Annotated in this window: 34 protein-coding genes; 7 read left to right on the top strand and 27 right to left on the bottom strand. The window is 36.0% G+C overall.

Annotated features, from left to right (window positions below):
- Positions 1-165: 165 nt before the first annotated feature.
- The 4 genes from ACTJJ9_RS06540 to yicI all read right to left on the bottom strand — a co-directional run bounded on the left by ACTJJ9_RS06540 (position 166) and on the right by yicI (position 5,712).
- Positions 166-987, bottom strand: coding sequence for a carbohydrate ABC transporter permease (locus ACTJJ9_RS06540; protein WP_145581664.1), 822 nt, complete (start codon positions 985-987; stop codon positions 166-168).
- Positions 987-1,850, bottom strand: coding sequence for a carbohydrate ABC transporter permease (locus ACTJJ9_RS06545; protein ID WP_145581634.1), 864 nt, complete (start codon positions 1,848-1,850; stop codon positions 987-989). Before ACTJJ9_RS06545 ends, ACTJJ9_RS06540 begins: the two co-directional genes overlap by 1 nt.
- Before the next feature lie 202 nt (positions 1,851-2,052).
- Positions 2,053-3,333 carry an ABC transporter substrate-binding protein gene (locus tag ACTJJ9_RS06550; RefSeq protein ID WP_145581635.1) on the bottom strand — a complete coding sequence of 427 codons (1,281 nt, stop codon included), beginning with the start codon at positions 3,331-3,333 and terminating at the stop codon, positions 2,053-2,055.
- Positions 3,334-3,399: 66 nt separating this feature from the next.
- Positions 3,400-5,712: an alpha-xylosidase gene (gene yicI / locus ACTJJ9_RS06555; protein WP_145581636.1), complete on the bottom strand. Its 2,313-nt coding sequence runs from the start codon at positions 5,710-5,712 to the stop codon at positions 3,400-3,402.
- A 127-nt stretch (positions 5,713-5,839) separates the two neighbouring features.
- Between yicI and ACTJJ9_RS06560 the strand changes: the two genes are divergently transcribed.
- On the top strand, positions 5,840-6,700 hold the full coding sequence (locus tag ACTJJ9_RS06560) for an AraC family transcriptional regulator (RefSeq protein WP_145581637.1): 861 nt from the start codon (positions 5,840-5,842) through the stop codon (positions 6,698-6,700).
- A gap of 187 nt (positions 6,701-6,887) precedes the next feature.
- Complete coding sequence (locus tag ACTJJ9_RS06565; protein ID WP_440768540.1) at positions 6,888-8,315, top strand: YcdB/YcdC domain-containing protein; 1,428 nt, start codon at positions 6,888-6,890, stop codon at positions 8,313-8,315.
- A gap of 441 nt (positions 8,316-8,756) precedes the next feature.
- Here the strand turns inward: ACTJJ9_RS06565 and ACTJJ9_RS06570 are convergent, their stop codons facing one another.
- Positions 8,757-9,263: a DUF3916 domain-containing protein gene (locus ACTJJ9_RS06570; RefSeq protein WP_440768541.1), complete on the bottom strand. Its 507-nt coding sequence runs from the start codon at positions 9,261-9,263 to the stop codon at positions 8,757-8,759.
- Between the two features lie 59 nt (positions 9,264-9,322).
- Positions 9,323-9,619 carry a DUF4190 domain-containing protein gene (locus ACTJJ9_RS06575; protein WP_440768542.1) on the bottom strand — a complete coding sequence of 99 codons (297 nt, stop codon included), beginning with the start codon at positions 9,617-9,619 and terminating at the stop codon, positions 9,323-9,325.
- A gap of 240 nt (positions 9,620-9,859) precedes the next feature.
- Here ACTJJ9_RS06575 and ACTJJ9_RS06580 point away from each other — a divergent pair, with 240 nt between their 5' ends.
- Positions 9,860-10,381: an SMI1/KNR4 family protein gene (locus ACTJJ9_RS06580; RefSeq protein ID WP_440768543.1), complete on the top strand. Its 522-nt coding sequence runs from the start codon at positions 9,860-9,862 to the stop codon at positions 10,379-10,381.
- Positions 10,382-10,506: 125 nt separating this feature from the next.
- On the opposite strand, the gene ACTJJ9_RS06585 is transcribed toward ACTJJ9_RS06580, so the two are convergent.
- The 7 genes from ACTJJ9_RS06585 to ACTJJ9_RS06615 form a co-directional block, all read right to left on the bottom strand.
- Positions 10,507-11,205 (bottom strand): endonuclease V, encoded by a 699-nt coding sequence (locus ACTJJ9_RS06585; RefSeq protein WP_440768544.1) that lies wholly within the window; start codon positions 11,203-11,205, stop codon positions 10,507-10,509.
- Between the two features lie 43 nt (positions 11,206-11,248).
- Positions 11,249-11,623 (bottom strand): immunity 22 family protein, encoded by a 375-nt coding sequence (locus tag ACTJJ9_RS06590; RefSeq protein WP_440768554.1) that lies wholly within the window; start codon positions 11,621-11,623, stop codon positions 11,249-11,251.
- Between the two features lie 30 nt (positions 11,624-11,653).
- Positions 11,654-11,866 (bottom strand): hypothetical protein, encoded by a 213-nt coding sequence (locus tag ACTJJ9_RS06595; protein ID WP_440768545.1) that lies wholly within the window; start codon positions 11,864-11,866, stop codon positions 11,654-11,656.
- Positions 11,867-11,908: 42 nt separating this feature from the next.
- A complete protein-coding gene (locus tag ACTJJ9_RS06600; protein WP_440768546.1) occupies positions 11,909-12,124 on the bottom strand; it encodes a hypothetical protein in 216 nt (71 codons plus the stop codon).
- A gap of 32 nt (positions 12,125-12,156) precedes the next feature.
- Complete coding sequence (locus ACTJJ9_RS06605; RefSeq protein WP_145581644.1) at positions 12,157-12,408, bottom strand: hypothetical protein; 252 nt, start codon at positions 12,406-12,408, stop codon at positions 12,157-12,159.
- A gap of 66 nt (positions 12,409-12,474) precedes the next feature.
- Positions 12,475-12,837, bottom strand: a complete 363-nt coding sequence (locus ACTJJ9_RS06610; RefSeq protein WP_440768547.1) for a hypothetical protein — start codon at positions 12,835-12,837, stop codon at positions 12,475-12,477.
- A gap of 61 nt (positions 12,838-12,898) precedes the next feature.
- Positions 12,899-13,255: an Imm3 family immunity protein gene (locus ACTJJ9_RS06615; RefSeq protein ID WP_440768548.1), complete on the bottom strand. Its 357-nt coding sequence runs from the start codon at positions 13,253-13,255 to the stop codon at positions 12,899-12,901.
- Positions 13,256-13,391: 136 nt separating this feature from the next.
- Between ACTJJ9_RS06615 and ACTJJ9_RS06620 the strand changes: the two genes are divergently transcribed.
- The gene (locus tag ACTJJ9_RS06620; RefSeq protein WP_440768549.1) at positions 13,392-13,910 is read left to right on the top strand and encodes a hypothetical protein; all 519 of its coding nucleotides are present in this window, start codon (positions 13,392-13,394) and stop codon (positions 13,908-13,910) included.
- 29 nt (positions 13,911-13,939) lie between these two features.
- Here the strand turns inward: ACTJJ9_RS06620 and ACTJJ9_RS06625 are convergent, their stop codons facing one another.
- The 8 genes from ACTJJ9_RS06625 to ACTJJ9_RS06660 form a co-directional block, all read right to left on the bottom strand.
- Positions 13,940-14,308, bottom strand: a complete 369-nt coding sequence (locus ACTJJ9_RS06625) for a hypothetical protein (protein WP_440768550.1) — start codon at positions 14,306-14,308, stop codon at positions 13,940-13,942.
- A gap of 42 nt (positions 14,309-14,350) precedes the next feature.
- Complete coding sequence (locus ACTJJ9_RS06630) at positions 14,351-14,743, bottom strand: hypothetical protein (RefSeq protein WP_440768551.1); 393 nt, start codon at positions 14,741-14,743, stop codon at positions 14,351-14,353.
- A 94-nt stretch (positions 14,744-14,837) separates the two neighbouring features.
- Complete coding sequence (locus ACTJJ9_RS06635) at positions 14,838-15,131, bottom strand: hypothetical protein (RefSeq protein ID WP_440768552.1); 294 nt, start codon at positions 15,129-15,131, stop codon at positions 14,838-14,840.
- A gap of 155 nt (positions 15,132-15,286) precedes the next feature.
- Complete coding sequence (locus ACTJJ9_RS06640; RefSeq protein WP_440768555.1) at positions 15,287-15,784, bottom strand: SMI1/KNR4 family protein; 498 nt, start codon at positions 15,782-15,784, stop codon at positions 15,287-15,289.
- A 204-nt stretch (positions 15,785-15,988) separates the two neighbouring features.
- Complete coding sequence (locus ACTJJ9_RS06645; protein ID WP_145581650.1) at positions 15,989-16,345, bottom strand: Imm3 family immunity protein; 357 nt, start codon at positions 16,343-16,345, stop codon at positions 15,989-15,991.
- A 42-nt stretch (positions 16,346-16,387) separates the two neighbouring features.
- Complete coding sequence (locus ACTJJ9_RS06650) at positions 16,388-16,903, bottom strand: Imm6 family immunity protein (RefSeq protein ID WP_440768556.1); 516 nt, start codon at positions 16,901-16,903, stop codon at positions 16,388-16,390.
- Between the two features lie 366 nt (positions 16,904-17,269).
- A complete protein-coding gene (locus ACTJJ9_RS06655; RefSeq protein WP_255451856.1) occupies positions 17,270-18,112 on the bottom strand; it encodes an AraC family transcriptional regulator in 843 nt (280 codons plus the stop codon).
- 376 nt (positions 18,113-18,488) lie between these two features.
- Positions 18,489-19,343, bottom strand: a complete 855-nt coding sequence (locus tag ACTJJ9_RS06660) for an NmrA family NAD(P)-binding protein (RefSeq protein ID WP_145581652.1) — start codon at positions 19,341-19,343, stop codon at positions 18,489-18,491.
- A 119-nt stretch (positions 19,344-19,462) separates the two neighbouring features.
- Between ACTJJ9_RS06660 and ACTJJ9_RS06665 the strand changes: the two genes are divergently transcribed.
- Positions 19,463-20,395 carry a helix-turn-helix transcriptional regulator gene (locus ACTJJ9_RS06665; RefSeq protein WP_145581653.1) on the top strand — a complete coding sequence of 311 codons (933 nt, stop codon included), beginning with the start codon at positions 19,463-19,465 and terminating at the stop codon, positions 20,393-20,395.
- 33 nt (positions 20,396-20,428) lie between these two features.
- Here ACTJJ9_RS06665 and ACTJJ9_RS06670 read toward each other — a convergent pair whose 3' ends face one another.
- The gene (locus tag ACTJJ9_RS06670) at positions 20,429-21,109 is read right to left on the bottom strand and encodes a hypothetical protein (protein ID WP_145581654.1); all 681 of its coding nucleotides are present in this window, start codon (positions 21,107-21,109) and stop codon (positions 20,429-20,431) included.
- A gap of 103 nt (positions 21,110-21,212) precedes the next feature.
- Positions 21,213-21,380: a hypothetical protein gene (locus ACTJJ9_RS06675; protein ID WP_440768553.1), complete on the bottom strand. Its 168-nt coding sequence runs from the start codon at positions 21,378-21,380 to the stop codon at positions 21,213-21,215.
- 584 nt (positions 21,381-21,964) lie between these two features.
- Here ACTJJ9_RS06675 and ACTJJ9_RS06680 point away from each other — a divergent pair.
- Positions 21,965-22,525, top strand: coding sequence for an isochorismatase family protein (locus tag ACTJJ9_RS06680; protein WP_145581655.1), 561 nt, complete (start codon positions 21,965-21,967; stop codon positions 22,523-22,525).
- A gap of 65 nt (positions 22,526-22,590) precedes the next feature.
- Entirely contained in the window at positions 22,591-22,764 is a 174-nt protein-coding gene (locus tag ACTJJ9_RS06685) for a DUF1272 domain-containing protein (protein WP_145581656.1), read from the top strand.
- A 142-nt stretch (positions 22,765-22,906) separates the two neighbouring features.
- Here ACTJJ9_RS06685 and ACTJJ9_RS06690 read toward each other — a convergent pair whose 3' ends face one another.
- The 4 genes from ACTJJ9_RS06690 to ACTJJ9_RS06705 form a co-directional block, all read right to left on the bottom strand.
- Positions 22,907-23,089: a hypothetical protein gene (locus ACTJJ9_RS06690; protein ID WP_145581657.1), complete on the bottom strand. Its 183-nt coding sequence runs from the start codon at positions 23,087-23,089 to the stop codon at positions 22,907-22,909.
- 66 nt (positions 23,090-23,155) lie between these two features.
- Positions 23,156-23,713 carry an SF0329 family protein gene (locus tag ACTJJ9_RS06695; RefSeq protein WP_145581658.1) on the bottom strand — a complete coding sequence of 186 codons (558 nt, stop codon included), beginning with the start codon at positions 23,711-23,713 and terminating at the stop codon, positions 23,156-23,158.
- Between the two features lie 69 nt (positions 23,714-23,782).
- On the bottom strand, positions 23,783-23,974 hold the full coding sequence (locus tag ACTJJ9_RS06700; protein ID WP_145581659.1) for a hypothetical protein: 192 nt from the start codon (positions 23,972-23,974) through the stop codon (positions 23,783-23,785).
- 162 nt (positions 23,975-24,136) lie between these two features.
- Complete coding sequence (locus ACTJJ9_RS06705) at positions 24,137-24,583, bottom strand: hypothetical protein (RefSeq protein WP_145581660.1); 447 nt, start codon at positions 24,581-24,583, stop codon at positions 24,137-24,139.
- Between the last annotated feature and the right edge of the window lie 158 nt (positions 24,584-24,741).

Genomic DNA, 24,741 nt, shown 5'->3' on the forward strand with positions numbered 1-24,741 from the left:
TTCCACCTCTGTATAAGTTTTATTTAAGATTATTATAAATAATGTTAAATAAAATTTCAATAATATTTATTTTAAAGTGAAATTCTTTTTAATTTTATTTAAAAAAAGGGGACAGTCCCCCGCAACGTTAAAGCTTTAACGTGCTGGGGGACTGTCCCCACCTCTCTATTTAACTGCTCCTTCTGATATCCCTTTAATAATGTATTTTTGGAGAAACATGTATACGACAATAATTGGGATGATGGCGATTACTAATGCAGCTAGTGCTAAATGCCATTGTTTTGAATATTCCCCGAAGAAGTAGAACATTTTTAACGGAATCGTGTACATTCCTTCCTTGTTTATCACTAAGGATGGTAATAAATAATCGTTCCAAAACCAAATCGCATTCAACACAATCACAGTAACTGTTGTTGATTTTAGCATCGGCATAATAATATACCAGTACACTTGGAATCGATTGCAGCCATCAATGATAGCCGCCTCATCCAACGCCATCGGGATCCCTCGGAGGGCGCCGAAATATAAAAAGACGGCTAAGCTTGAGCCCAATCCTAGGTACATAATCATCAATCCACCACGATTTAACATATCAACCGAGCCGAATATCGAAACCAATGGAATCATAATGGACTGAAATGGAATGAGCATACAAATCGCAAAGATAAAATAAATAACCGAGCTTGTTTTTCCTTGTCTACGCGAAAGTGCGTAAGCAGCCATTGAGGTAAAGATACAAATAAGAAAAATGCTGCAAACCGTAATAAATACGGAGTTCAAAAAACTATGAACAAAATCCAACGCCTCAAATGCTTCTGGATAGTTTTCAACTGTTCCTTCAGAAGGGAAGCCAAGAGTGTTGACAAAAATCTCAGCTTTTGTTTTGAATGAGTTCACAATAACTAAATAAAATGGATAAAACCAGAATATGGACAAGATAATCCCGAGAACGACAAGACCAATTGTTTTTACTTTATGCTGTGCCATCATAGGTCAATCTCCCTTTTTCTCGTCAAATATAATTGGATGACTGAGATTGCAGTAATAATAAGCAAGAAGATAATTGCCTTTGCTTGGGCATACCCCATATCTTGAACCTTAAAGGCCGTATCGTAAATATTCATTGTCGCCATTTGCGTAGAGCTAAACGGCCCTCCTGCTGTTAAAGCCATGTTTTGGTCATACACTTTAAATGCATTCGATAATGACAAGAACAAGCTAACTGTAAAGGCCGGTGCAAGAAGGGGAAACTTAATCTTCCAAAATCTCTGCCATATATTTGCCCCATCGATTGTAGAAGCTTCAATTAATTCATCTGGGATATTATTTAGAAATGAAATATAGATAATCATAATATAGCCGCTCATCTGCCAAATAAACAAAATGACTAAGCCCCAAAAGCCTGTTTCGGTAGTTGATAGCCAGCCTTTAAAAAAGTTTAGCCCTGTTAAATCAGCGATTCCCTCAAATGCCTTCAAAAAGATAAACTGCCAAATAAAACCTAGAATAATTCCACCAATTAGGTTAGGCATAAAAAAGATGGTGCGGAAAACTGTATTAAATTTCCCCATTTTTTGTGTGACAAATAACGCCAACAGCAAGCCAATAATATTAATGCCAATGACAGACGCAATCGAAAATCCACCGGTAAACATGAGGCTGTAGAGAAACTGTTCATCCTTTAACAAACTAAGATAATTCTCAAAACCAACAAATTCATTTACTTGAAATCCGTTATACTCCGTTAAAGAATAATAGACTCCTTGAATAAAAGGGATGACTAAAACGACAGTTAACGCGAGTAAACACGGTGCTAAGAAGATCCAATAAGTAAGACTCTTCATTTTCATCCAACCCACACCCTTCAAAGCTGCTTGGGGTCAGTCCCCCTATAATTAACAAAATCTATAAATTTCATTAGATGTTTTGCTTTTTTACTTGGTTCATAACGCTTGTTTCACAATAGGGGGACTGTCCCCTCATTGCAAAGCAAAATTCATAAATCTATTAAGAGTTTTCCCGTTATACTTTGTTTGTGGGGACTGTCCCCCATTAACGCATTTCTGTAAACTTTGAGCTGCTTGTTTTGATGAATTCTTCCCAGGTGATGTCGCCGTTTAAGTATTTTTGATATTCAGGGAACATCGCTGTTTGAGAGAAGCCGTTTGGATATTGGTTATGTGCCCATACTCTTGATTTCCCATCTAATAAGGCTTGATATACTTCTTTCGAAACTGGGTCCTGGATACTATCTGCCTCATAGCCTTCATGAGCAGGAATATATTTAAATTCATCAATAATTTGTTGTTTCCCGTAATCAGATGTATACATCCAATCGATGAAATCCTTTGAAGCCTCGACTACTTTGTCATCCTTTTCCTTATTAATTCCCCAGAACCAAGAAGGGCCAGCACTTATATATCCTTGGTCATCACTGTCAACGAATAACGGGAGGATGCCTAACTTATCTTTAGAGAACGCTGGGTCAATGCTATCAAGAGTTGGCACGATCCAGTTTCCTTGATGAATAATTGCAACTTTATTATTTGTGAAGAGCTCCTCAACAGATGTACTATAATCAAGGGATAAAATCGGCTGAACATTATACTTATTTATTAAGTCCGTATACTCCTTTAATCGATTGCCGTACTTAAAGGTAAGCTCACTAGCTTCATATGCTTTATTCAGGTCATTATCAAATTCTGGTGCAGTAAAATGGTTTGAAAATTGACTTACAACCCAATCCTCCTTGCCGCTAAAGCCAAATACAGCTTCAAGACCTAGCTCTTCCTTTTTACTATCAATTGTTTCAACTGCTTTCACAAAATCATCGTAGCTTGCAATAGATGCAGGGTCGACACCAGCAGATTGAAATACTTCTTTATTGATCATCCACCCGAACCCTTCAATATTTAAAGGAATTCCGTATGGTATGTCATCAACCGTAGCACCTTGCAGCGTACCTTCAATAGCTGTTTTCGCTGATTCCATATCAGAGACATCTAATAAATACTTTTGGTATTTTTCAACATCCGATAAACCACCTAACAAGAAAATAGCCGGTTCCTCATTAGAGGAAAACTTTGCTTGCAGCGCGGACGCAGCATCCTGTCCCCCACCCACTGTTGTTAAGTTGATATCGACGTTCTCATTTTCACTTTCATACTTCTCGATCATCGCTTCTAGCTGATCCTTTGTTTCCACTTTTATATTAAATACATCAATGACAAGCTTCCCATTATTCTCTCCATCACTACTATTTGAAGAGCAACCAGCCAATAATCCTGCTCCTAGAATGACAATTCCTAACCCCTTTAAAAACCGCTTTTTCATAGCTCAATACCCCCTGCTGTTTTTTATTAAGGTGATTAGAATAATCGACCACCTTCCTAAGTAAAGCTATAAAATAATTTCAAACGCTTGTGAATCATTAAGCTGAATTCTTACCCCATCTGAACTCTGTTCAACGTTTCCAACCGAAGTCGATGTAATGGTTTGAACGCCATTAAGAACAATCGTATAGGTTAGATCTGGCATCTTCGTCTCAACCGAAATCTTATTTCCATCCTTGACTGCCTTAATCTCACCTTTCACAACACCATTGATATCCGTTACGAAGGCACTTGCCTCCTTGTTATCAACGAATTGGTAGCATTCAAATGTAACATCGTTCGAAAAGTCATAATCTGGACGGCTGTCTACACTACCAATTGCTAAAATTGAATTTTCCCTTACGAAAAGCGGTAAACTCATATAATCATAGGTTTCCTTTTGCCATGAACCTCCCTCTACTACTTCTTTTGTCAGATAATGTGTCCATTTCCCATGCGGTAAATAGCATGAGCCAACACCGTCCTCATTCATAATTGGCGCAACTAGTAAACTACTACCTAGCATATATTGGCGATCAAGGACATGTGTATTCGGATCATCGGCAAATTCGAGGATCATCGGTCTCATCACTGGAACACCAGTCTTATGATTTTCAACAGAAGTGCTGAAAAGATAAGGCATTAATTGATTTTTCAGCTTGGAAAAATGCTTCGTTACCTCAACTGCTTCCTCGTCAAATAACCATGGTACGCGATAAGAGGAGCTGCCATGTAGACGACTATGGCTTGATAAGAGGCCAAACGCTGTCCAACGCTTAAATACGTCAGGGCTTGCCGTATTTTCAAACCCTCCGATATCATGACTCCAATAGCCAAAGCCTGATAGTGAGAGGGACAGTCCCCCGCGCAAGCTTTCTGCCATCGACTCATAGGTTGCATTACAGTCTCCACCCCAATGAACCGGGAACTTTTGACTACCAACTGCTGCTGATCTAGCAAATACGACCGCCTCTTGCTTTCCTTTCTCTTTCTCTAATAAATCAAAAACTACTTTATTATATTGATAAGCATAATAGTTATGCATACGATTTGGATCAGAGCCGTCATAATAGACGACATTTGTTGGAATTCTTTCACCAAAGTCTGTTTTGAAACTATCAACACCCATATCTAGCAGTGCTTTCAATTTTGAGCAGTACCATTCACACGCTTTAGGATTCGTAAAATCGACAACACCCATTCCTGCCTGCCATAAATCCCATTGCCACACATCACCATTTGCTTTCTTTAGCAAATAGCCATGTTCCGCTGCCTCATCAAACAGCTTTGATTTTTCCGCAATATATGGGTTAATCCAAACACAAATCTTTAAGCCCTTCTCCTTCAAGCGTCTTAGCATTGCTTCAGGCTCTGGAAAGGCATCCTTATCCCATTCAAAATTACACCATTCAAACTCCTTCATCCAAAAGCAGTCAAAATGAAAAACACTTAACGGAATATCGCGCTCTGCCATCCCATCGACGAAGTGATTGACGGTTTCCTCGTTGTATTCTGTTGTAAAAGAGGTTGTTAGCCACAATCCATAAGACCATGCTGGCGGCAATGCCGGTTTCCCCGTTAACTCCGTATAATTTGTTAACACATCCTTCAATGTCGAACCACCAATTATGTAATACTCAAGCTGTTCACCTTCAACACTAAATTGTGTTTTCGACACCGCCTCTGAGCCTACCTCAAAGCTAACCTTTTCCGGGTGATTCACAAGGACGCCATAGCCGCGGTTGCTTATATAAAACGGAATATTTTTATACGATTGCTCAGAGCTCGTTCCACCATCCTCATTCCAGACGTCAACAATTTGACCATTTTTCACAAAAGGAGTGAATCGCTCACCAAGTCCATACACATTTTCGCCAACACCTAAATTGAGCTGTCCGCGCATATAGCTTTCCTTTTGAGGACCTTTAATCCAAGCAATGCCTTTCGGATCAACATCCGTTAATTTGCGATCCCCTTGGTAAAATGTGATCATAAACGGGTTATGCGCAATTTCTACTTTTACATCCCCACTGCGAAAGCTAGTTACATTTTCTGTGCGCTCAGCCTGAAGTGAAACAGCTTCAGCCTTCACATCAAAGCTAGGTAATTTTTTCACACCACCCTTATGATGCCATGCCATTATCTTCAAAACATTTTCCATTGGCGAAGATAATTCAATCGTGAGAGAAGGTAGATTCAATGTATCGCCTCGATGTTGAATTTCTTTACAAGGTGCATAAAGCGTCACCTTTTCCTCACTAATTGCCACATCACGAACAGTGCGTGGATGCTGAATGTCAAAGCCTTCCCTTGTTAACCAAAAGCCATCAGTAAATTTCATTTTCGTCACCTCAAAATGTATTCGTTTTCATTTTCTGTAATTAATAGTATATTGATAAAAACAGAGTACTTCTTGCACAATTTCAACATAAAATTGTACGATTCTGATAATTGAGGAGATGGCAACGATGAATAAGCATTTGCTGCTTGAAGACAGAGTCCACGGAAATTCGATGTTTCCGTTTCGTTCTTATATGGTTGATTATTTGGACGGACAGGTTATTTTTAATATGCATTGGCATCCTGAGCTAGAATTTATCTACGTTGAGGAGGGAACAATTAACCTCCAAATTGGCACAAAGCAATTTATCGTCACTGCAGGGAATGGTTGCTTTATTCCAAGCGAGCAATTGCATGGAGCATATCCGTCAGGTGATACGCCTTTTAAGCTCCATGCCGTCGTTTTTCACATTGATTTATTACGGAGCTTTGGCTATGACCTTATTGAAAAAAACTATTTAACTACTATAAGAAACATCTTCCATCCAATCCTTTTAACTGTAAATGAGGATCACGAAATACTGCAGCTACTCGCTAGCATAATCAAAGCGTACTCAATGAGCGAAACGGGATTTGAGCTAAAAATTAAAGGATATTTATTTCTCCTTTTCTCAGAAATCTTAAAAAAACAGGCATGGAATCATGATCAGGAAGTCACTCAAAAAGACTTAACGAAAACAGCACTGTTAAAAAAAGTGCTCCAATACATTGACCAAAACTATCAACAAAAGCTAACGGTATTAGACCTTGCCTCGCAAATCCAAATGAGTGAAGGGCATTTTAGTCGCTTTTTTAAAAGCTTCGTGCGAATGACACCGATGGAATACATCAATACGATTCGCATCGAAAAAGCATGTGCCCTGCTAGAAACCTCTGATCGAAAAATGCTCGATATAGCAATGGATGTCGGATTTCAAAATCAAAGCTATTTTATCCGGCTATTCAAAAGACAAAAGGGTTGTACACCGCGGGAATGGCGAGGAAGCTAAGGGATCGTTCAAGGCCACTAAAGTCTTAAAAAAGAATCAATCCTCTATTACCCTAAGCCTATTCAGTGGCCTCTGAAGGTTCTTTTACTTCTTCAAAAAAATACACAAGAACCTCTCTCTTTCACTTGAAACTTTTTCCTTTTTTAATCGTATTTTACATGTAGATTCGTTTTAAAGGAGGATTTTCATGCAACTCGATCATTTAAGAAAGCTAGCTGCAAGCATAGGAAATGTAACAGCAGAATACATGCTTGAAATTGAGGAATTTCGTAATGAAACAGAAGAGGCGTTCTTTTGTTGGAGGCATAAGGAAAATGAAGAGTGGAATATTATTGTGGAATTAACGAAGGATGGTCAGTTAATTCATTTTTATATTGATGAGCAGGAAAAAACAAATGAAACGATTAAATTGCCAGAAGAAAAGCTAGAAGAATTAGCCTTATCATATGTAACAAAGCATTATCCAGATGCAGATGTTGTTTTTACGTTTGAAGAATGGAAAAAATTAAAAAACGGCTCCTACCGACTTACATATGTCCAAAAAGCATTGGAGCTACCACTTCCCCATACAGGCTTTTATGTCACGATTACCCAAGCGGGAAGGATTACAGATTTCCGCTATGATGGACAAGCTGGGAAAATCATTGAACCGAAGTCAATTGCTTCAGAAGCATTGATGAGGGAGAAAATGATGAAGCAGGTTACAATGAATTTAGAAATCATTGAATTTAGTAATGAGTTATATGTTGACGGAGATGACTGCTACAAGCTTGTTTATGAGCCTGAATTAGTGACATATCGTTATGCAGCTGATGGATCTGAAATCATCCACGATGACTTTGATGAAGAGGATGTTGAGCATGAAGAAAAAACAGAAAGGCTCATTCGTCCTGATATTTCAGCTGATGTCGATACATTATTAGGTTTTGACGAAAATAGCTTTTCAAAGATTCGCGAACAGGATCTTGGCACTGAGATCGGCACTGTATGGAGATTAAACGATGCCGACATTAAGGCTGATCAAGATGATTTATCACTCGAAGCCTTTTTCGCAAGAAGAAATGACGGTACTTTAAAAATGAGACATCACCGTGAAACTGGGTTACTTCTAGGCTCCTTCTCATTTTTAGAACGAAATGGCACTTTAAACCTAAGCTTTGATGAATGTAAAAAACTAGCCTATCAATTGTTATTTCAGCTCTATCCTAATGCTGACAAATATTTTCACTATGTCGTGAAAAATCATAATGACGATGATGAAAGCAATCCGCTCTATCATTACGAATTTAGATTATGCATCAATGATTTCCCCGTCAGGTTTGGAGCAGCAAGAATCAGTGTAAACAGGACAACAGGAACGATTGACCATTATATGGGTCCAGATATAAAGGTGAATGAACTAAACGACATAGACACAACGCCTGCTATTACTGAAGCAGAGGCAATCTCAACTTACATAAACTATACGCGGCCTAAGCTAGAGTGGCAGCTAGAATATAAGGATAACGAGCCAGCCTACTATGAATTAATTTATATTGAGGAGTTCAAAACTGAACGAGGAAATGGCGCTTATGTTGATGCACATACTGGTCAAGTGATTGTGAGGAAATTTTAGGGCGATAAGCAATCTTCACTCAGCGAATAATTTCATGTATAATGGAAATATAATAAAGAGAGAAGTGCGACCAACACTTCTCCCTGCAACCAAACCGCCTAAAGTGGTGGTTGTCATGATATTACTTTTTCAGAAAACCACCCTTTTGCTTGCGACGGCGTAGGGTGGTTTCCTTGTTTTCTAATACCTTTTTCCGAAAGATGTATGCACATACTTCACGCAAAATCCCCTTCAAAGCTTCTCTTAGAAATTCAAGAAATATTTCTATAGTTATCACCTCCCTACCAATGATTTAAGGAAAGAAGAATGACAACCAACCACCCTACCACGATATAGTTGCAATTCTATTTTAGCATTATCTGACGTATTCAAACCCTATCATTGTTCGACAAAGTTCGAAAATCCCCATCTATTTCTCGTTTTTGAAAGGACTCCAGTTACCTATTTTAGTTCACCGATAAACCAGATTTCCCCTTCATAACACCCATCTTCTTCTATCATCAATTCTTTGTATCCTGATATTTGCATATCATTCGGAACGAGTAACCCCCACTCTTTTTGAATATTCCTTCCGTCTGATAGTTGCAGCCATTTTTGGTAATCGTTATTTCGATTAAAAAAATTTTTAAAATAGGAGTCACCTTTAAAGATAATGATTTGTGAACTCCACAATTCAGGTAAGGAAATTGCTACTACAACCCGATAGTTTTTACGATCATTTGGCTTCATTTGCATGAGAAGATATGCTCTTTCCAACAGAGTTTGCATACAAAGCCGTTTCACTTTATTAGGCGTTTTTTTTAAATCAATAAAATCTTGTGCAATAGGTAAATGCATATGCCAGTAATGATGCTTGAATTCACTTGGAAACTTCATTGTGTGTTCTTCAATACGTTTTATCATATTTTTCGTTTTTCGTTTCATACCGCGAATCTTTTTTTCTCTCATTCAATTTCTCCTCAATACTCTTAAGCAACGTTATTAAACTTGACTCCTTATACAACAAGCTAAAAGATTGATTCAAAAAAGCTGACGATGCTTGTCACAATTCCATATATTAAAATCATCATAAGAACAAGTGATCCATGGATAACGACAGCTACAATACTCGTTGTCAATCCAGATATGGCAATGCCCTTTCCGATTTGCTTAAATTCTCTTATCTCTTTTAAAGCTAATGCCGAAAAAACGATTCCGATGATTCCTAAAGCCAAGCCGATGATAGGGAAAAAAAGCCCTACTATCCCTAGCACCATCCCAACGATTGCTTTGTTATTTCTTTCATATTCCTTTTCTTCTAGCATATCTATCCTCCGTCCTTTTGAACTGTTGCAGATATGACGACATGGCGACCATTTTTTGGTATTATATCCCACAGACAGGTTGTTGTAAATAAGTCAATTGGAAGTGTCCAATCATCTTAAACCTTGATGGAACTGAGTCTATTCTCTCTACATTTCGTTTAAATTAATGAATGACCTCGCTAGAAACATGTTAATCTAGTAAAATCCAATAATGGGCGTTTAATAAATGGAGGAGAATACATGATACATACAGCTGAATTAATTTGGCAAAAAATAATTGATGCAGGAGCTAATAAAATTGGTAACTTTGTAGAATTACTTAACCTTCAGCCTGGGGCTAGTGAACAGGAGTTTCGACGATTAGAGGAAACATTAGGAGTCACGCTCCCAGAGGAGTTTAAATGCTTTTACAGTGTCTATAACGGACAAATTTGGAATTCAGGTGTTGAACCTGTGATAAGAAATTTATATTTTTCGCCAATTGCAGAAATTATTGATAATTGGACATTTCTTCAGGAGGAATTCGACCCGGATGATGACCTTGTACGAGAGATTGGCGAGGAACTAAAGCAAGTGCTTTGGCATTCAAAATGGATTCCAATTGCAGAAAATGGTGCTGGTGATTATTTATGTATTGATACAGATCCGTCTGAAAAAGGGAATGTAGGTCAAATCCTATATTACTATCATGATTGGGGCAATCGTTCAATCGAAGCGAACAATCTTTTTGATTTTATTGAAATATGTCTAAATGAGGAATGATAAAAGTTCAATCGCGTGCTTTACATAAAGCCTCGACAGACATGAAACAGGCGAGGACTTAACACCATGACGAGTGTATCACGTCCTCCCCTTTGGATGGTTATAACTCATATATTGATGAATTACTACCTATGTGCAAGCTGTTTCCTTACTCGATGTGTTTCTAAATCCGCTAACCTAACGGGTATAGGCAAACGACTTTCTTTGTTTACACAGCTCATAACCATTTCCGTGCTTGTATCAAGATCGATCCAGTTGCCGCACGAAACAAAAATCGGCTTCACATTTTTTGTTGTTCTTAACGCCCGCCCATATATCTCTGAATCTATCACAATATTTGTATAAGCCCCAGCTTGATTTTCCGGCATCTGAAAATCGACCTCTTTTATCCGCAGATAGCTCTTCGCTACACCAATCGTCGGTTTTTGTAAGAAAAATGATGCATGGGTTGCGATTCCCATATGCCGATAATGCAAATACCCGTTGCCATCAAACATATATAAATCAGGCTCTACTGTTAGCTTTTCAACTGCTTTCATAATCAATGGCAGCTCACGGAAGGCAAGAAACCCGGCAATATACGGAACTGTTATCTCACCATAGCTGTATACATTTTCAATAACCTCTTTTGAATGATAATCAATGACAATGATGCAACACGTTCCGAACGTCTTCCCATGCTCTTCCCAGTAAGCTAAATCGACCCCTGCAATCAGCTTGATTTCATCCTTTTTAAAGGTATTTTCCAATTTGACCTTTGGTAGCAATTCAGCTTGAATGTCGGAAAATTCCTTTGTTAATTTGCTCATATCTGTTTCGATCATTTTTTTCTCCCTTTTCATTGAAGACATTTTATGAAATAGATAATTACTCATAGCTAGTAGATATAATATAATCAAACGCTCCTGAAGCCCGAACGTCACCTTTATAAGCAAAATGATAGATCATCATCACTGCATTATACGACTTATGTAACTTTATATGCTGTTTCACCTTCGGGATAATCACTTCTTCATATGAACAGCCTTCAAGCAAAACAGAAGGATTATCACTTGGCTCTTCTAATACGGCCTTTTCAATGAAGTCTTCATCAATTTCAACTAGGTCAATGTGAAAATCCTCATAAAAAGCGGATGCAATGGAATCACCATCCTCATCATATGTTAAATCAACATAGTTATCCAATTCTTGTTCATCCTTCACATTGCCAAACCAGATTGAAACCGCCCCATGCTTTTCGATAATCGTCAACCTCCTAACAGTTCTCTATTTTTATTTTCTACTTTCTGCTGCCCAGGAATCATATTTTTCAATCATTGTCTTTTCAAAGTCGTCTGGGCCTAGTTTTTCTGATAGTAAATGACCATTCATATCCCATTCTTTATAGGTTATTTTAAAGCCATATTTAGCTTCTGCAATTGATTTGATTTTCCCATTTTCAAACCAACTTGTTGAAGTACCATGTACACAACCTTGATGCATCATTTGATAGCTTTCGATTTGACCATTCTCATAAAAGGTAACATATTACCCTTCAGAAATCCCATCTTTATAATAGCTGTAATAGATTGGATTCCCATTTTCGTACAGTTCATATAATATCCCTGTTATCGGTTTACCTCCCTCTTCCATTGGCTTATCATACACTTCCTGTCCATACGGCCCAGAAAAGCAAACATCATCCTCAAATTCAATCCCATTCGCTAAAACCTCTTCAAATGATAAAACAGCTGGTAGCATCATTAACCTCTCAACTCCTTTTAGTTAGTTATCTACTAAGACTCAAACGTTGTTCTATCAGGGAAGACTCCACCCTCTTTTAACAAACATACTGTCAGTCTTTGCGCAGCACGGTCAAAATAAAAGCTAGAACGTATATTGTCATCAGGAATCGCTTCTACCTCGGATATCATCCTTGTACCTTTATTTAAGGCGATTTTCCCCATGCTCTTCTCATTAGGTCCGAATTTGTAAACAACCGTCTCATCTGTTTCGAATTCTTTTAATAATAAAACATATGCTGCCACTTTCGCCCTCCTAAAAGGTGTAGTAAGCTATGAGCACATTAAAGCTGGTTAACCTGCAGTCTTAAGTCAATTCTCCTTGTTATACTCGATCATCTCTTTAACTGCTTCCTCTAACCATTTCCAGAAATCATCATATTCATTTCTCTGCTCATATCCCGCTGAAGCAATATCGTGGATAATCTCGACCATTTCCCCTTTTCCAATCTCAAAGCAAGCAATGTCGTCATTATCATCCCTTCTTGCAAATGGAATGAGCTTCCTTGCTGGATATTTTCGTTTCAGCCCCTCGATTCTATTAACAACTTGGTCTCCATCCATAATATACCATAAATCAAAATTAACTAGATTTAAATCAATTGCCTTCAAAAATGATGCTGGGTATTTAAAGCCTTCATGCTTTAGTTTTTCTATTAAACTGTTAGAGAGCATTGGTTTTAATTCCTTTCTGTTCCCTTCCTACTTAAAAATAGATATAAGTTCTCCTTTACACCTATTCCGCTAATGGATTATAATCAACCTCTACTGTTCTTAATCCTTCTATTACTCTATTTATCCGTTTCGATAAGTCTTCTATTTCTTCATTAGTCAGTTCTTTCGCAACCTTTTCTCGTTTAAACTCGCTTAGTCTCTTTGTAATTCCTTCAATGTATCCAATGAATACCTTATCTTGTGTTAACGAGATTTCGCCTATAGCCGTATCAACGATAAAATCCTCTGTATATCCGAGGTTTTGAAACTCATAAGTTGTTCTTGCAATTGCATATTTATGTCCTCTACTTAAAGCTAAAAAGTCTTGATAGTACTCATTAATTAAATTGAATAATTCATCATACTCCCAATCTTCCATTAAAACCTCTCCTATGTTTTACGTCTTTTGGTGGATATGTTCACGAAACCCTATTACAATTGCATTGTACCTGTTCAATCATTCGAACGATTTATCCTTTTCTTCAATTTTACGAATAAATAATAGAGGTGTTACTATGAAACAGGAACTACAAAAATTATTCGATGACCTGCACTTATTCTCAAGTCTCGTTGCAAATGTTCGGTTGTCTAATCTCACTTTTGATGTTTATCACTTTAAAAAAGCAGATATCGAAGTAGACCTAATTTTCGCTAAAAAAGCTCAATTTGCTCATCTTCAGGCGGCTTTCTCCGCACTATTTAAAAAAGAACTGTTTGACGGAGAGGGATGGGATATTCGTGATGAGCCAGAGCCTAACGATAAACATTGGTTGCACTCTTTACAGGAAGTATGGATAAAAGAATATTTTTTAAATAAAAGCATTTCTATGAAGGTTGTGGATGATGATACGTTTATAGCAAGGTTTCAACGTGATTTACGAGATGTGAATGCACCCGAGTCGAATGTTCATGAGCTTTTATTACGATTAAATAATCTTGAAGCGATTCAAATAAAGCAGGGACATGTTTATGACTATATCTTTGGACAATCTGATAGTGACTACTTTGTATTTGAATGGGGAATTTACGTTTAGATTTATGCTGATAGATTGAATCAATGAATTCACAGCCATTTCCTTTTGGCCTTCTCCAATTCATTTAAAATTTCTACCCTATCTACTTCCTCAAAACGTGTAATGACTTCTTTTAAGCACGACTCAATTAACATGAACAATTTTCTATATGTAATGTAGGATAATTGCTCGGAATAGCCTGGAAACTCCTTACAAAGAACTACTTCGTCTTTTTTACATCTTTCAGGATCGTCTTTACTATATGTTTCGAAAGTTGCTATCATCGATACAGCATCAAAGATAACTTCTTTTTCCGTTAACAAAACGCTTATACATTTGAGAATTCTTGTTTTGTTTATACAAATCGCATGAATAAATTCTTTGTTCCAAGTCTCACCCATTGATTTTTTTAATGTCATGAATACTCATTCCTCATATTCCCTAAAAGAATTTACTCAACTTCACTTTTTAAAAATATATTCATAATCTAATTTAAACAGCCCATCTTCATATTTATATCTTCGAATAAACTTTCTTGATTCAACTTCCTCTAAATACAGGGTCACGATGTACGGAAGATTTTCAGTAAGGACCTTCACGATTTTCTCAGGCTCATTTAACCGATTTAATTCAATTAAAATCGGGAGTTCCTTATAATCCTCTTCCTGCCAGTCATCATCAACAAAATTATAGAGTATTCTTATATTCTCTGTTTCCGATAGTTTCGCTAAATTATAAATTCCCCAATAGCTGCTTTCATGTTCTGTAAATTGGATATGTAGCACCTTTTCGATGTCTTTCGTTACAGCATCGATGTCATCAAAAGCTATCCCGAGCTTTACGTTCTTATTCATATGAAAATCTCCCTTATGTTTGGTTTTGTCCATTTTAAATTTACATTTTTTCATAAATACCATTTCATTCTTTATGTAACCATTCCAAAGTTCATCAAACTTCATATTTAATAGGGGTAAAAACATGGCCATTTGGGTCAATGATATATTTGACGTCTGCTTTTTTGTCTGAAATAACAATCGTATATTCATTCTCTGCAAAAAGATCATTTGGCTCGATATCTACTAAAACGAGCCATACAGGGCCACTGACATCGTCAAACTCTTTATAATAGGTAATATTCCGTTCCGAATGAATGTCACCTGATAGTTTATATTTTTTCTTATATGCTAGAGCAATGCCCAACGCCATTTCCATTGTGAGATTGGTATCAAGATTATCTTTCATTGGCTCCCTCCCCGATTCATCTATCTCCTTTTTAAATCACACCATCCTGTTTTAACCTCATTCCCTAGCAAATATGCTTCATAATATTTTTTCAAAAAGCTTAAAATTTAATAGCTTATAAGACACAAAGCATAAAACAAGAGTTTATATTATAGTTATTCAACATCATCATACGCATCGCCTAAAGAATCAAAATCACGTCTTAACCAATAGCTATATTGCCCTTTATTTTGGATTAATCGTTCAAGTAAATCGGTGAACGATGTAGCAATTATTTGCGACTCTCCAACAAGCCCATGGCGGTCAAAGGAACTATCATAGCATCTTCCTAACCTTTCTTTACTAAGATCAATTGTTAAGTACTCACCATTACTATCAATACAAACGATATACCAATTCGCTGAAATATCCTCCTCACATAATTCACCAACAATGATTGGATTCGCTAAGCTAAATTGATCAGGTGACACAATATGAATTGGATACTCCTCATTCACAAATAAAGTTAATCCTCCACAAAGACTATAAAACTTGTATAAGTCTTCAGGTAAAATATGCTTTGTTTTATCAATCCCCGGCAATCCTTTTGGCTCAAGGATACGACAATTAGAAAAGCTCTTTATTTTTGTTAGTAATTGTTCAATCCTGTCCATTTCCTTCACTCCTGATCGTAAATTAGGCATGATGCCCCCCTAAAACGAAACTATTTTCAATTGTTAGAACAAAGTCATAATGTCCTATGGGCTGTATAAATATTGGTGTTTGTTTTCGTCCGAAATTTCCAATGGCAGAACTGAAAAACATAGAGGGAAAATTGATAGGGGTTAAGAAAAAATAGTGAATACAGGGAAATATCACTATTCCACTGAAGAATCGTAGTCTACTTCGACCTTTCCAAGCCCTTCTATTACTCTATTCACTCTTTTTACTAAGTCATCTATTTCTTCTGCTGTTAAGTATCCTTCCACAACCTTAAGGTTAAACATATTCAATCTTTTTGTTATCCCTTCAACACGTCCAGCAAAAACCTTTTCCTGCTTCATCTCAATTTCCCCAATCACCAAATCAACAATAACATCTTCTATTTTGCCTAAGTTATCAAACTCATCTGCAAGTTTTGCTAGTGCATATCGATACCCTCTGTCCTCTTCTAGTAATTCTTCATATGTTTCCTGTATGGCTTCAATCAATTCATTATATTCCCAATGCTTCATTCAGCTTATCCTTCGTATATAGACGCTCTCCTATTTGAACATTTAAAGAGTCCTCATCAAACGTTCCTTCTTTATTCTCTTATCACGTTCCCCATCAACGCCCACTGAATCGTTTTCCATTAAGGTCATTATTACATTACGAACACTATCCATCTTTAGACAGCGAGATTCCATTGCATTTTCCACTAAGATCTTTAACGTTTCATCATCAATCATTTCGATTATTTGCGGAACAACCTTTCTTTCTTCCCATTTATACGCTTGATAGATCGTATAGGATACAGCATCTAATACTGAATACCATGCATATTGTTTTTGTAAGCCCTCTTCTCCGTTTGCGTACTCAGCAATATCCTTATAATCCTCGCTATCTATGTAGTTACATAAATCATCCGCAGTGACCTTCTCACCTTCAAGCCATTTCCAGCAGCTATCAAGTGCTTCTCGAGCGATTTTATACCCTGATTCATTACGATCAATTAAATGAAACATTTTTTCTGCTATGACCAAGCCAACAGCTACCTTTGCCTCTTCACTAAGATTTTGAATAAAATCCATCACACGGAATCCTCAACTTTCCCTTTTTTACCCACATTTTCCAGTTTACTATAATTTTATTTTCCTAACCAACGCTATCTAACATTCGAAATAATTCTATAAAAAAAACAGGTCAATCATGGCAAGCTCTGCACATCAAAGACCTGTTCAAAGGTACACTAATCCATCGCTAAATAAGGTTGTTATTGCGTTTATTTCAACCTTTTTATTTGTACAAAAAAGGCTATCGACTTTGTCGACAGCCTGAATAATTATTGAAATTGAAAAATATTTGTGTACCTATTAATGTTACGTCTCTTTGAATAGTCCTAGTGGTATAAATCCCCATCCCTAATTTTATAAAGTAATGATTTAACTTAATGTCTATTACTTTTTAATTGGTATCCAGATCTCGCTATAATAATCCTCTGAGGAAGGGTCAGCATCACTTAGGTACACTTCCATTTCTGGTCCTCCAGCATGCTCATATCCAGTTGCGGGAAACCATTCGGAAAAGATCCTCTCCCATACTCTTGGCATTGCATCTGGCATTGCACCAAGTACCGGAAAAACTGCCCAGGTTGCAGAAGGAACCTGTCTTTCTTCCCAATCGACTGGGATTTGGTCAATATTTTTTTCTGTACAGATTAAGTAGGTTAGATTTTCTTGTTGTTTGTCAAACTCCATACAAATTCCAATTAATCCAAGGGGACCACAGTTTTTAGCAAGTTCTCCTGTGAAGCCATTCTGATTGGATTCCTCCCAGAAGGCAGCGATCTTTCGATTATTCTCTCCGCCAATTGTAGTTGTACGAATACTTTTCCCTACAACCGTAAAAGCTTCTTTTTCCACAATTTTGTAATCCATTTCCACATCACCCTTTATCTGAATTTGAAAAGAGAGTTTAGGATAAGCCTTCAAAGATTGACTATCTTTCTTAGCATCTGATGGACTGATACCATGAATTTTCCGAAATGCCTTTGAAAAAGATTCAGGACTTTCATATCCATACTTCATTGCAACATCAATCACTTTAGACCTGGTATTTACTAGTTCCTGTGCAGCAACAGTAATACGTCGATTTCGGATATATTCACTCACGGTATATCCAGTTAGCATATTGAACATCCGTTGAAAGTGAAATTTAGACATACAGGCGATAGCAGCAATATCATCAATATAAAGCTCATTGTCTAAATTACTTTCTATATACTCCATACTATCTAGCATTCTTTGAAGTCCCTCCATGTGAAACGTTCTCCTTTCTATATCAGTCTATCAGCAACGTTTTGGTCATACCTGTTCTCCCGTGCTCTTTTATGACAGATTCTTACTCCTTATTAAACATTACTATCCGTTAGCGAAGCAAGAATATTAAATTACTTTCATTTGGACAAAATTTTGGCTATTCATTTTAAGTTCTCTTCATTGCTTGTTGTAATATGCTTATATCCCTATATGCTGTAAGAGGTAGTACCAGCATTGCTGACACTACCCACAAAGTAGTTAGATACCCCTAAGCCGGTTATTCCTATGTTAAGAAATTTTAAAAACGCTCGTTTACATTTCAGATCATCTGTTTAATGCAAAGTAATATTAGTGAAAATTATACAATTTTCTCTAAATACGTTTTGAAGTCCGTAAAAAGCCGAATTTGGTTAGCTGTGTCACCCTTAGTTTTCCCATCAATTACAGCCTTTGTCATAAGAATAAGATTCCTTATGCCATCTGTTGTGAATCCCGCTTGTACCAACGTATTTTCCCACTCATGTTCAAAGATTTGCTGTAATGCAACATCCTTATTTAGTACATTCCCAAACATCCTTGCTATTTCCAATGAACTATAATCATAGGGGCCACAGATTTCATATATTCGTTCTTGAGGTGTTTCCCGGATCATTACTTCAGTTAAAAAAGCTGCGACATCAGTCGGAGAGATCATTGGTAATTTCATTTCAGGAGGAAAAAAAGTCGGTAATATCCCCTGCATCATGATTAATTCCATATATCCGATCCAATTGCTAAAGTAGTAAGCAGGCCTAACAAAAACCTGTTCAATATTAAGTTCGCAAAATGCCTGTTCCAGCAGATAGGATGCAAGAAGAGTCCCCGTACCTGACTCATGGTGTGCGCCCATAGAAGATAGACCGACTATTTTATTGATACCGGCAGCCTGCACTGCCTCCTGGTAATGACTAATCATCAGTCGAACATCACCCATGTAATTTTCAGATTTTGGCTCTTCAGGTGTTAACAAAAAAGCTGATTTTCCACCATTAAAAGCCCTTTTTAAAGCTTCTTTATCGAGATAGTCAGCGACAACAACTTCAATACCCATTTTTCTTAATTTATGGGCTTTAGATTCGTTTCTAACAACAGCCCTTACCGATTGACCTTTCTTGAAAAGGTTAGTAGCCAACATAAGTCCTATCTGTCCTGTTGCACCTAATATAATATTCATATACGACCTCCAGTTAAATATAAATAAGATTGACTTCCCCTTTAAAATAATTAAATAATAAAAACAGGACAATAATTGTCATGTTTTTATTGTTTTTTTAGGACTGGAGGAAGTTGCTAATGTCAAAAGCCAAAAAGCTATTTGATTTAATCATGTATGTAAACACTAAACGGAGCTTTACAGCACAGGATGTCGCTTATGAATTTAATATATCTGTCAGAACAGCGCACAGATATCTAGCGGAGCTTAGTGATATGGGGATTCCGATCTATACGGAGCATGGACGAAATGGCGGCTACCGAACTCTGACAAACAGAACACTTCCACCTATTATATTCGAGGAAAATGAGGCTTTTGCCATATTCTTCGCCTTCCAATTACTCAATTATTACGAGTCGTTACCTTTCAAAATCAACATTGATTCAGTATCGAGAAAACTTTACGCAAGCCTTCCAGCTGATACAAAAAGTAAAATTGATCGTTTGAAATCTGTACTACTATTTTGGAATCAGAAAAAAAGTGTCCCTTCTCCATACTTGAAGGAAATTATTGAAGCATCTATAGAAAACCACATAGTATTGATTGAGTATCGATCAAAGTCAGAAAATAAGATGAAGGAAGTCAAACCTATCGGAATATATGCAACTAATGGATTTTGGTACATGCCCGCCTATGATATGGAATATAAGATGATACGCTTATTTAGAGTGGACCGAATCTTATCTCTTGAAGATACAAAAAGAGTATTTAACGTTGCAACAGATTTGGAGAATTGGCTCACTAATCATGCTGTCAAGAAACCTGTCCGATTATATGTCAAATTGACAAGAGAAGGAATACGACAATGTCGGAGTGAGTCCTGGCTTGAACCGGAAATTGTTTCGACAGAGGATGAAAATGGTTATATTGATATGGACGTTGATCTAAGCGATATACCGTTCATATCGGAATATTTTTTCCGTTTGGGCACAGATGCCAAGGTAATTGAACCAAATGAAGTAATTGATTATATCAAACAACGGGCAAGGAAGCTAATTAGTCATTACCAATAGCTCATTCTTACTTTAAGTACATTATGCACAAACTTATTTACAAGGTATAAATTCAATTAATTTGGCTTGATACATTTTGTCACGAAATTCATAAACAATAACAATACGTCCAACAAAGCTTGCAGGAGATATTTGCCCACGAACACTAACAACTAGATGTTTGTCTTCAACATTATAATTAATAATACTTCCAAAGCCTACATCATCAAATAGGTTTTCAGGTTTGATTTCTAAAGGCGTTATATCAACTGAACATTTTTTTCCATTAATAATGACTTCGGCTCTTTCGTCCGATAACTTAGTTTTTACGTTCTTATTAAGAATGGTCATTGGATTATCAACAAGTACATCTATTAATCCATTCGAATAACTATAAACATAGACTTCTTCATCCAAAACACCTGTACCGTAACCTTTTGTTAAAGTTATAATTAACTCGTTTTTTTCATCTTTGTTAATATCTTCGTAATATATTTGTGGTGCATAGGCAGGGTTAGAATCATTCATCCAAAAAGGTCTAAAGTAAGTTTCACCTTTAAAATCAATCTTGAAATCTCGATATAAGTTCCCAAATTTCTTAGCATACAAGGTTATATTTTCACTGCTTAACTTAGAAACGATTTCATAACCATCATTTTTCGCTTCTGTATTGTTTGGTAACATAACAAATAAAAGGATTAATGATAGGATAATTTGATTTCTATAATTTCTCATTAGGCAACACCTCATTTTAGTGTTCCCTAACTTATTTTTCCGTTCAATAAAAATAGCGATTCTTCCTTATTGAAGTATCGCACCCATTTGTTATATACATCATTCAATCATCATACAAACCTTCAACTTCTTCCCATTTTGAATCTGACTTATCCGCCTTTCTCCAAACTTGGCCAGTACTCGTGTCGTACATATAAATATTTCCATCTTGCACAATCACCCGATACGGATCATCCGTTTCTTCAGATTGCAAATTAATGCTGTCTGCCACATCACTTAGACCACCTCCAATAAACCCTCCTGCGAGCAAAATGCAAATTCCCAAGAAGATAAGTATACCGTTATTCGCCTTTTCCATTTTCATTCCCTCTTTAGCCTCTAATTATTTTTTATCCTATACTCAGCAAAAAAGCACGTTTGTTGAATAAGATTTATCCTAATTCTTTAACTTTTCTTTCCTTTTTGCTAAAGTTCTCTCAATAAAACATTAACATAATATGCCAATTTTTTCATAAAACAGTCATAAATACAACGACTCTCAACAAATCTGCTTTGTTAGTACAATTACAAAAACCTGATCATATAATAGCTATCTAAAATTCTTTTCTCATTCATTTCCAAAATCTTTATGAAAGTGAAGAATCATAAATTAAACTTCTGCAGCGCTGCCTATCCTTAAAATAAATATGCTACAATTAAATCGTCTGATAATTCAGATGCCCTTGATGAAACTTTATTTAGGAGGTAGGTATTATGAAAAATAAAAAAAATATTTACTTAAAAATTAATAAAGGGATTACGAATAAGTAATCTAACTACTTAACGTTTTCCCAAATTCTGAAAGGGGAAAATAATTTGAATCAAGCATTGTTAATCATTGATGCTCAACAAGAAATAATTGATGGCAATCAAGAAGAAGGAGCAGTTTTTAATAAAGAACAGCTTATTAAGAATATAAATTTAGTAATCAAAAAAGCGACAGAATCGAGTGTCACAGTTTTATTTGTAAGGGATCTAGAAGTAGCAGAGGGGAAAGGGAAAGGATTTCAAGTTCACAACGAAATTAATGTGCCTATTGATACAAAGTTCTTTGATAAAACTGCCACGAATCCCTTCCATGGAACAAACCTTTTGCACCATCTAAAATCACAAGAGATAGAACATATTGTTATTGCTGGTTGTAAAACACAGCATTGCATAGATACCGCCGTTAGAACAGCTACTATTTATGGTTTTGACGTTACATTAGTAGGCGACGCACATTCAACAACAGACAATGAATTTTTACATGCAGAACAAATTATAAATCACCATAATGATACTCTTCATGGTCATTACAATGTTGAGCACTTTTCAATTGTCAGGAATTCAGTGGAAGACTTGTATAAGCCTACTCATGATTCTTACAGGGAATAGCAAAAATAGAATACACGAGCAGAAAGTTTATCTTATGGCAATTGAAAGTGAGGAGAATAACTTAAATGGCTTTGGAAATGAGAAAAGAATGTGAAAAATGTAATTCAATATTAATGGAAAACTCAATTGCTTATATTTGTGTTCACGAATGTACATTTTGCGAACCTTGTACAGAAAATATGAAACAAATATGCCCTAACTGTGGCGGTGAACTAGTTAGAAGGCCAAGAAGACAATAAAATACATGAGCATTTTTACTAAATATGCAGAGAATTTCCTCTGCTTATTTTTTTGTGAATACGTAAAATGATTTTCATTTTCTAATATCTTGCATCTTTCTTTCACAACACTTTTTTACAATCAACCGAACCGATTGTATGGTTAATCCTCCGAAGATTCTATGCTCGTCAATCCTTCGAAACAATGGCCCTTCGAAAGACCGGATAATGCCTGAAACGTTTCTATTTTTTCTTTAATAAAATGTTCTGTATTTGGATAGTCTAACTGATTTAATAGTAGAGAAATTTGCTTCCAATCCTCTACATCTGCTTTTCTAATCCCCATTCATTCCACTCCCAATCTAATCCATTTTTATTTTTAAGAGACTTTGCTTTATTATTCAACTACCCTCTAGTTCGTACAACAACAAAAAACGCTAATCCTTAAGTTTAATCCTTCAGCATTACATCTTAATTGATAAAAATATTTAATAATATCACTTTCACTTTTTATTGATTCATTAAGTTTTTCTAATGTTCGCTTTCCAATTCGTCTATCGATTAAGGAAAGGATTTTAACAACCATATCTGTAGAAGTTAATGATTTTTCTATAGAAGAGTTAAAGTATTGTTCAAGTGAATCAAAAAAATCGTACTGTGCAAATATCCCTTCAGCTTTAATAAGGTTATGCGCTTGTACTCCTATTTCATAATTTTGATTTTGATTATAAACATCATATTCAATATTTTGATTACGTCGTATGTCCCGTTCTTTTCTAATTAATGCTATATCAGATGTTATCGTACACATATTTAAGACTTCTTTTTTGTCCACTGTAATAACGGCTCTCCCTAACTGATCATGGGTTTTACGATAATTAATAATATGAAAATCAATTCTGTCTTTTAACGACTCACAGATAAAACCTTTTAATTGTTTCTTTGCTTTACTCCATTTTGGTTTGTACATTTCTAAGCTCCCCATTCTATACCAATCTTTATGACCCTTGTTTAGTACAACTTATTTTTACCACTCTCTTCATTCTTCGGTAATGTCTTCATCAGATTTTAAACCAGCGATACTTGCTACTTCAATAATATAATTACACAATTCTTCTCTCTCCATTGTCTCAATAAAATAATCGTATTTTTCATTTAATTCATTTAAACTGATTACAATGTCTTTAACAAATTTCATTATTTCTTTCTTTTTTGGCTCAACTCCATACATACCATATCTCTAGTCTAGAGTAGCTTTAAATGAATATTACATTAATTAATTTCATTTTCCTTGTAAAACTTCCTGCTTCATTAGTTCAATAACAAAAAAACGCTAATCCTTCATGGATTAACGCACCTAATAAGCGATATCTGTAATGATTTTTCTCGGACATTAATTCCCCCCTCCTTCTAGCCTATTATTAATATCTTCATCCGACTCAACGAACCCATTTTCTGTTAACTCAACAAAAACATTGCTATCATATTCATAACTTTCTAAGGAAGAAGGATCTATATTTGCGACTTTCTTTAACATATCATTCACTTCTTTATATTCATCATCTTTAAAAATCCAATAAGTTGCTGAAATAGAAGGACCATTAAACTCATCGTAGGATCGTTGAACAATCGTTTTTAATTTCTCTGCTGTAATACTTTCATCACGTTTCATGACAATTTCAACATGAATATAATCTAGATTCGATTTTTGAAGATAGTCTTCAATTGTCATTCCTTTCGTTATTTCAATAGGTTGTTTCGAATGGATTCTTATCCATGAAGATGCATCTAGCCCTTGCTCTACAATCTCCTTATTAAAAACGGCAGCAAATTTATTCATTAAAAGCATTTCTGGGTAATTTTCAACGATGTTTTCTGATGGATAGGCTACACTTAGTTGGACAGAATTTTTAAGGTCAAGTAGAATACTACTAATACATTTGAGGAGAATCTACATGCCTAAAAGAGAACGTCGAACTTTTACTGAAGAATTTAAGG

Source organism: Metabacillus sp. 22489, assembly GCF_052044855.1.
In the GTDB taxonomy this organism is placed as follows: domain Bacteria; phylum Bacillota; class Bacilli; order Bacillales; family Bacillaceae; genus Metabacillus; species Metabacillus niabensis.

Coding starts and splice junctions, on each gene's coding strand:
- ACTJJ9_RS06540 (WP_145581664.1), bottom strand. CDS start 987: ATGGCACAGCATAAAGTAAAAACAATTGGTCTTGTCGTTCTCGGGATT.
- ACTJJ9_RS06545 (WP_145581634.1), bottom strand. CDS start 1,850: ATGAAAATGAAGAGTCTTACTTATTGGATCTTCTTAGCACCGTGTTTA.
- ACTJJ9_RS06550 (WP_145581635.1), bottom strand. CDS start 3,333: ATGAAAAAGCGGTTTTTAAAGGGGTTAGGAATTGTCATTCTAGGAGCA.
- yicI (WP_145581636.1), bottom strand. CDS start 5,712: ATGAAATTTACTGATGGCTTTTGGTTAACAAGGGAAGGCTTTGACATT.
- ACTJJ9_RS06560 (WP_145581637.1), top strand. CDS start 5,840: ATGAATAAGCATTTGCTGCTTGAAGACAGAGTCCACGGAAATTCGATG.
- ACTJJ9_RS06565 (WP_440768540.1), top strand. CDS start 6,888: ATGCAACTCGATCATTTAAGAAAGCTAGCTGCAAGCATAGGAAATGTA.
- ACTJJ9_RS06570 (WP_440768541.1), bottom strand. CDS start 9,263: ATGAGAGAAAAAAAGATTCGCGGTATGAAACGAAAAACGAAAAATATG.
- ACTJJ9_RS06575 (WP_440768542.1), bottom strand. CDS start 9,619: ATGCTAGAAGAAAAGGAATATGAAAGAAATAACAAAGCAATCGTTGGG.
- ACTJJ9_RS06580 (WP_440768543.1), top strand. CDS start 9,860: ATGATACATACAGCTGAATTAATTTGGCAAAAAATAATTGATGCAGGA.
- ACTJJ9_RS06585 (WP_440768544.1), bottom strand. CDS start 11,205: ATGATCGAAACAGATATGAGCAAATTAACAAAGGAATTTTCCGACATT.
- ACTJJ9_RS06595 (WP_440768545.1), bottom strand. CDS start 11,866: ATGATGCATCAAGGTTGTGTACATGGTACTTCAACAAGTTGGTTTGAA.
- ACTJJ9_RS06600 (WP_440768546.1), bottom strand. CDS start 12,124: ATGATGCTACCAGCTGTTTTATCATTTGAAGAGGTTTTAGCGAATGGG.
- ACTJJ9_RS06610 (WP_440768547.1), bottom strand. CDS start 12,837: ATGCTCTCTAACAGTTTAATAGAAAAACTAAAGCATGAAGGCTTTAAA.
- ACTJJ9_RS06615 (WP_440768548.1), bottom strand. CDS start 13,255: ATGGAAGATTGGGAGTATGATGAATTATTCAATTTAATTAATGAGTAC.
- ACTJJ9_RS06620 (WP_440768549.1), top strand. CDS start 13,392: ATGAAACAGGAACTACAAAAATTATTCGATGACCTGCACTTATTCTCA.
- ACTJJ9_RS06625 (WP_440768550.1), bottom strand. CDS start 14,308: ATGACATTAAAAAAATCAATGGGTGAGACTTGGAACAAAGAATTTATT.
- ACTJJ9_RS06630 (WP_440768551.1), bottom strand. CDS start 14,743: ATGAATAAGAACGTAAAGCTCGGGATAGCTTTTGATGACATCGATGCT.
- ACTJJ9_RS06635 (WP_440768552.1), bottom strand. CDS start 15,131: ATGAAAGATAATCTTGATACCAATCTCACAATGGAAATGGCGTTGGGC.
- ACTJJ9_RS06640 (WP_440768555.1), bottom strand. CDS start 15,784: ATGGACAGGATTGAACAATTACTAACAAAAATAAAGAGCTTTTCTAAT.
- ACTJJ9_RS06645 (WP_145581650.1), bottom strand. CDS start 16,345: ATGAAGCATTGGGAATATAATGAATTGATTGAAGCCATACAGGAAACA.
- ACTJJ9_RS06650 (WP_440768556.1), bottom strand. CDS start 16,903: ATGGATTTTATTCAAAATCTTAGTGAAGAGGCAAAGGTAGCTGTTGGC.
- ACTJJ9_RS06655 (WP_255451856.1), bottom strand. CDS start 18,112: ATGCTAGATAGTATGGAGTATATAGAAAGTAATTTAGACAATGAGCTT.
- ACTJJ9_RS06660 (WP_145581652.1), bottom strand. CDS start 19,343: ATGAATATTATATTAGGTGCAACAGGACAGATAGGACTTATGTTGGCT.
- ACTJJ9_RS06665 (WP_145581653.1), top strand. CDS start 19,463: ATGTCAAAAGCCAAAAAGCTATTTGATTTAATCATGTATGTAAACACT.
- ACTJJ9_RS06670 (WP_145581654.1), bottom strand. CDS start 21,109: ATGAGAAATTATAGAAATCAAATTATCCTATCATTAATCCTTTTATTT.
- ACTJJ9_RS06685 (WP_145581656.1), top strand. CDS start 22,591: ATGGCTTTGGAAATGAGAAAAGAATGTGAAAAATGTAATTCAATATTA.
- ACTJJ9_RS06690 (WP_145581657.1), bottom strand. CDS start 23,089: ATGGGGATTAGAAAAGCAGATGTAGAGGATTGGAAGCAAATTTCTCTA.
- ACTJJ9_RS06695 (WP_145581658.1), bottom strand. CDS start 23,713: ATGTACAAACCAAAATGGAGTAAAGCAAAGAAACAATTAAAAGGTTTT.
- ACTJJ9_RS06700 (WP_145581659.1), bottom strand. CDS start 23,974: ATGTATGGAGTTGAGCCAAAAAAGAAAGAAATAATGAAATTTGTTAAA.
- ACTJJ9_RS06705 (WP_145581660.1), bottom strand. CDS start 24,583: ATGAATAAATTTGCTGCCGTTTTTAATAAGGAGATTGTAGAGCAAGGG.